The organism is Parasphingorhabdus sp. (genome assembly GCF_036964675.1).
Taxonomy (GTDB): domain Bacteria; phylum Pseudomonadota; class Alphaproteobacteria; order Sphingomonadales; family Sphingomonadaceae; genus Parasphingorhabdus.
In genome coordinates this window covers 1-4,944 of sequence record NZ_JBALTF010000089.1, presented here as the reverse complement: position 1 = coordinate 4,944, position 4,944 = coordinate 1, and the positions used below count along the sequence as shown (strand labels likewise).

At 57.7% G+C, this 4,944-nt stretch carries 6 protein-coding genes and 1 pseudogene; 3 read left to right on the top strand and 4 right to left on the bottom strand.

Annotated features, from left to right (window positions below):
- The 3 genes from V7665_RS12430 to rpoN form a co-directional block, all read left to right on the top strand.
- On the top strand, positions 1-228 hold a 228-nt coding region (locus tag V7665_RS12430; RefSeq protein WP_335664850.1), incomplete at its 5' end, for an LptA/OstA family protein.
- 232 nt (positions 229-460) lie between these two features.
- Positions 461-1,222, top strand: coding sequence for an LPS export ABC transporter ATP-binding protein (gene lptB / locus V7665_RS12425; RefSeq protein ID WP_335664854.1), 762 nt, complete (start codon positions 461-463; stop codon positions 1,220-1,222).
- Between the two features lie 2 nt (positions 1,223-1,224).
- Complete coding sequence (gene rpoN, locus V7665_RS12420; RefSeq protein ID WP_335664849.1) at positions 1,225-2,733, top strand: RNA polymerase factor sigma-54; 1,509 nt, start codon at positions 1,225-1,227, stop codon at positions 2,731-2,733.
- Here the strand turns inward: rpoN and V7665_RS12415 are convergent.
- The 4 genes and pseudogenes from V7665_RS12415 to V7665_RS12400 form a co-directional block, all read right to left on the bottom strand.
- Complete coding sequence (locus tag V7665_RS12415) at positions 2,730-3,248, bottom strand: GNAT family N-acetyltransferase (protein WP_335664848.1); 519 nt, start codon at positions 3,246-3,248, stop codon at positions 2,730-2,732. The two genes, rpoN and V7665_RS12415, sit on opposite strands and share 4 nt — an antisense overlap.
- The gene (locus tag V7665_RS12410; protein ID WP_335664847.1) at positions 3,245-3,451 is read right to left on the bottom strand and encodes a DUF5818 domain-containing protein; all 207 of its coding nucleotides are present in this window, start codon (positions 3,449-3,451) and stop codon (positions 3,245-3,247) included. The genes V7665_RS12415 and V7665_RS12410 overlap by 4 nt, the downstream gene beginning before the upstream one ends.
- On the bottom strand, positions 3,451-4,422 hold the full coding sequence (locus V7665_RS12405; RefSeq protein ID WP_335664846.1) for an SDR family NAD(P)-dependent oxidoreductase: 972 nt from the start codon (positions 4,420-4,422) through the stop codon (positions 3,451-3,453). The genes V7665_RS12410 and V7665_RS12405 overlap by 1 nt, the downstream gene beginning before the upstream one ends.
- A 107-nt stretch (positions 4,423-4,529) precedes the next feature.
- A pseudogene (locus V7665_RS12400) lies at positions 4,530-4,944 on the bottom strand (alanine dehydrogenase); the annotation flags it as partial.

Here is a 4,944-nt window from a genome sequence, read left to right as displayed (position 1 = left end):
TCAGGAAATGTCGCCATATATGATCTCAATCGACGACTAATCACCCTGATCGGCAATGTTACGCTCACACAGGGAACAAATCGTCTCTCCGGTGGCCGCGTCATCATCGACCTCAACACGGGCAGATCAACCATTGACGGGCGCTCGACCGGCGGTTCTTCGGCCGGTTCGCAGGACTCCAGCGGGCGGGTATCCGGAACATTCACTGTGCCGCAACGCAAAGACTGAAATCCCGAACAGCGACGACAAACAAAGCATCGTGCTTTGCAATCAGAAAAACGATGCTCTTCGAGGCTGCAACGATGCTTGATTTTCTTCGGGAAAAGACCATCTTCGATCTTCCATGCACAAAGCTTGCCAATTCGGATCAGATTGGGGCATGCTGTTGACCAATAGACAAGACAGCCCATGCAAATGAGGATGAATGATGAACGATACTGCCGCGACTGATATTCCGACTATGGCCGATCCCGGTGCCGCCATGGCCAGTGATGCCATGGAACATGGACTGGCGGTGGTTTCGATTGCCAAAAGCTATGACAAGCGCTCGGTCCTGTCCGATGTGTCGCTGTCGGTAGGACGCGGCGAAGTTGTCGGGCTGCTGGGCCCGAATGGTGCAGGGAAAACGACCTGCTTTTACTCGGTCATGGGTCTGGTTCGGCCGGATGCGGGACGAATCATGCTCGACGGAGAGGATATTACGTCACTACCCATGTATCGCCGGGCGATTCTTGGGATCGGCTATCTTCCTCAGGAAACCTCAATTTTTCGCGGAATGACCGTCGAACAGAATATCATGGCGGTCCTCGAGATGGTGGAACCCGATGCTCACGTCAGACGTGAAGCGCTGGACCGCCTGCTCGATGAATTCGGTCTGACCAAGCTGCGCAGTTCGCCAGCCATGGCACTGTCCGGCGGCGAGCGGCGGCGATGCGAAATTGCCCGCGCCCTGGCGGCAAGCCCTTCAATCGTGCTTCTGGATGAACCCTTTGCCGGTATTGACCCCTTGTCAATCGCGGACATTCGCGATCTGGTTTGTCAGCTGCGCGAGCGCGGCATCGGCGTGCTGATCACCGACCATAATGTTCGCGAGACGCTCGATATCGTCGACCGGGCCTGTATCATCTATGATGGCCAGGTATTGTTCGCTGGCAGTCCGGAAGATCTGGTCGCCGATGCCAATGTCCGACGGCTCTATCTGGGCGAAGGTTTCGCACTATAGCAATGGCACTCGCGCCTCGTCTCGATTTGCGGCAGAGTCAGTCGCTGGTGATGACGCCGCAATTGCAGCAGGCGATCAAGCTGCTGACATTGTCCAATCTCGAGCTTGAAACCTTCATTTCCGACGAGATAGAGAAAAACCCGCTTCTGGATACCGGAGAGCTTTCGACCGAGGGTGGCGAAGCAAATGATAGCGAGGAAAGGCCGAGCGAGGCCGCAGCGCAGGGCAGCGACGAAATATTGTCTTCTGGCCCCTCCGAGTCCGAAGCGTCCCTCGATATGGAGGGACATACGGACAGTTTTACCAATAACAGTCTTTCCGAAAGTGATGGCGCGCTCGACGGCCAATTGGGGCTGAATGGTGCCAGCTCCGGTTCTGGCGCAACCGGCGAAGCGCCGGATTTCGAGAATATGCTGGTCGCTGAAATAACGCTTACCGACCATTTGATGGATCAGGCCGGAGCGGTTCTTTCCGGCATGGACCTGTTCGTTGCGCAGCATATTATCGATCAGATCGACGAGTGCGGCTATTTGCAGACAGATTTGCTGGAACTGGCCCAGCGCCTGAATGTCGGGCTGGTCGATGTCGAACGCATATTGGCTGTCGTGCAGACACTCGACCCGGTCGGAGTCGGCGCAAGGAATCTGGCAGAATGTCTGGCGCTGCAAGCCACGGATGCGGATCGCTATGATCCGGCGATGGCGCGGCTGATCGACAATCTCGATCTGCTTGCCAGAGGGGCGCTGCCGCAGCTCAAGCGGATATGCAATGTCGACGATGAAGACCTGATGGATATGATCAGCGAATTGCGCAATTATGATCCCAAGCCAGGTTGCAAGATCGGCGGTGGCGCGGTGCAGTCGGTTGTCCCCGATGTCTTTATCGCCGAGCGCGCCAACCGGTGGATCATTGAAGTGAACAGCGCCACCCTGCCAAAAGTATTGGTGAACCGCAGCTATTATTCGGAATTGAAAGACGGGGCGCAGGACAAGCAATCCAAGGACTGGCTGAACGAATGCCTCGCCGACGCCAACTGGCTGGTCAAGGCGCTGGATCAGCGGCAGCGCACGATCGTCAAGGTTGCGACGGAAATCGTCAAACAGCAGGAAGAGTTTTTCCGCAAGGGTGTGGCGCATCTCCGCCCGCTGACGCTGAAGAATATCGCTGAAAAAATCGAGATGCACGAGTCGACGGTGAGCCGGGTGACGTCGAACAAATATCTCTCCTGTTCGCGCGGGACATTCGAGCTCAAATATTTCTTCACCAGCGGCATTCAGTCTTCTACCGGCGGCGAGGCGGCCTCGGCTGAAGCCGTAAAGAGCCATATCAAGACGCTGATCGACGACGAGGATCCCAAGAAAATCCTGTCCGACGACAAGCTGGTCGCCCTGCTCAACGCCAAGGGCTTCGACATTGCCCGGCGGACGGTGGCCAAATATCGCGAAGCGCTCGGAATGGGCAGTTCGGTGCAGCGTCGCCGGCAAAAGGCGCTCGAAGGCAAGACCGGCTAGATTTTCTTGCGTAAAACTGCGAATTCCAGTTCCTTGGATTTTGGCAGGCCAAAGCGCGGATCATTGTGCGGAAAGGGTCGATGTTCGCCGGTCCGGACATAGCCGCGCCGTTCATAATAAGCGATCAGGTCGCTACGCTGGCGGATGACGGTCATCTCGATCGCTGTGGACTGCCAGTTTTCCCGAACAAATTGCTCCGACTGCATCAGCAATTCCTTGCCCAGTCCGGCCGCCTGCAAAGCGGGATCGACGGTCAGCAGGCCCAGATAGGCGACTCCGTCCTCGACATGGGAGAGCTGGACGCATCCGGCTATGCCTTTGCCGCCCCTGGCGAGCAGGATGACCTGCTTGTCCGCCGCGATAATCTGCCGCAACGCCTTGGCATCGGTCCGCTGGCCGCCGAGCAGGTCGGCTTCGTGGGTCCAGCCGCGTCTGGCGCTTTCGCCGCGATAGGCGCTTTCGATCAGCGCATGCAGCGCATCGACATCCTTTGCCTGAGCATGATCCAATTTCATGCCAGCCTGATCCCTTCTGCTTCGAGCAATGCGCTGTCGGTAACCCTGCCTGTCACTACCACCCGCTTTTCGACTTCGTCGATCGGCGTGCGCAAAGTTTCGAGCCGATAACGGGTGCCATCATCGCATTGCAACAGGAACCCGGCCGCATCGCGCTGCAGCAGACCGGCATATTCCGTGTCATTTTGATCTTTCATCATCATCAGGCAGCGGCGAGCAATGTTTCGCTGATCTCCCAGAGCCGCTCGGCGTCAGCGTCAACGGTGATATGCGGGGCGCAATGCTGATAAGGCAGCGACTTCTCTCCAGCCAGCTGCGCGACATCGCAATCTTCGCAATAGACGCCCGGCATATCATCGAGCAGCGCTGATGTGGCCGCCCACAAGGTCGTCGTGCAGCCTTGCGTCGTAGTCTTGAACATCGGTTTGGCGGCTTCGCTGACCTCGCCGCCGGCACCGAGCCAACCGAGCGCGATCTGTTCTGCTTGCGGCAAATGGCGTTGGAGCGGCGTGAAAATCCCGCCCGGATGGACCGAGAAAGAACGGCCACCAAAGCTCTGCATCCGGCGGCTCAACGCATTGGCGAACAGAGCATTGGCGCTCTTCGCCTGGGCATAGGCGACCCATTTGTCATATTCGCTATGTTCGAACTGGATATCATCCCACAATATGCCGTTGCGTTTATGGGCGACGGAAGACAGCGCGACGACGCGCGGCGCACCGGCTTTTTCAAGCAGCGGCAGCAGCGCCTTGGTCAGCGCGAAATGACCCATATGATTGATGCCGAACTGGCTTTCCCATCCTGATCCTACGCGGTCCAGCGGGCAGGCCATGGTTCCGGCATTGTTGATCAGCAGATCGAGCGTCTCGATAGAGTCATAGACCGAGGAGGCAAAGCTGCGCACCGAATCGAGATTGGCGAGATCCATTTTTGCCGAAGACACGTCACCCTCGATGGTCGACAGATTTTCCTCCGCCTTCGCCGGATCGCGCACCGGTACGATTACCGTGGCACCGGCGCCGACCAGCGCGCGAGTGGTTTCCAGACCAATGCCGGAATAGCCGCCGGTGACAATCGCGGTCTTGCCGGTCAGATCGATGCCGGCGAGTATCTCATGCGGCTCGCTCTTGGCGTGAAATCCCGAACCGAGCGGTTTCTGGTCTGCTGCTGCCATTTGTTGTTTCCTTCTTCCTGCCGTTAGCCCTGAGCCTGTCGAAGGGCGCTTATGGTCTTGCAGCGTGGTTCGACAAGCTCACCACTAACGGACAAGATCAACACCCATCAACCATCCGCCTTCAATCCGACAATCTCCGACACCGGCATATAGTCATAGCCCAGATCCTCGGCGACCGCCTTGTAGGTTACATGACCATTCCACACGTTCAGCCCTTCGGCGAGATGGTGATCCTCGCGCAGCGCCACTTCCCAGCCCTTGTTGGCGATGGCCAGAGTGTGCGGCAAGGTCACATTGTTGAGCGCATAGGTCGAGGTGCGCGAAACCGCGCCCGGCATATTGGCAACGCAATAATGGACGATATCATCGACCACATAGGTCGGATCTTCATGCGTTGTCGCCCGGGAGGTTTCAAAGCAACCGCCCTGATCGATCGCGACATCGCACAATACCGAGCCGGGGCGCATGGTTTTGAGCATATCCCGCGTCACCAGCTTGGGAGCCTCGGCGCCGGGGATCAGC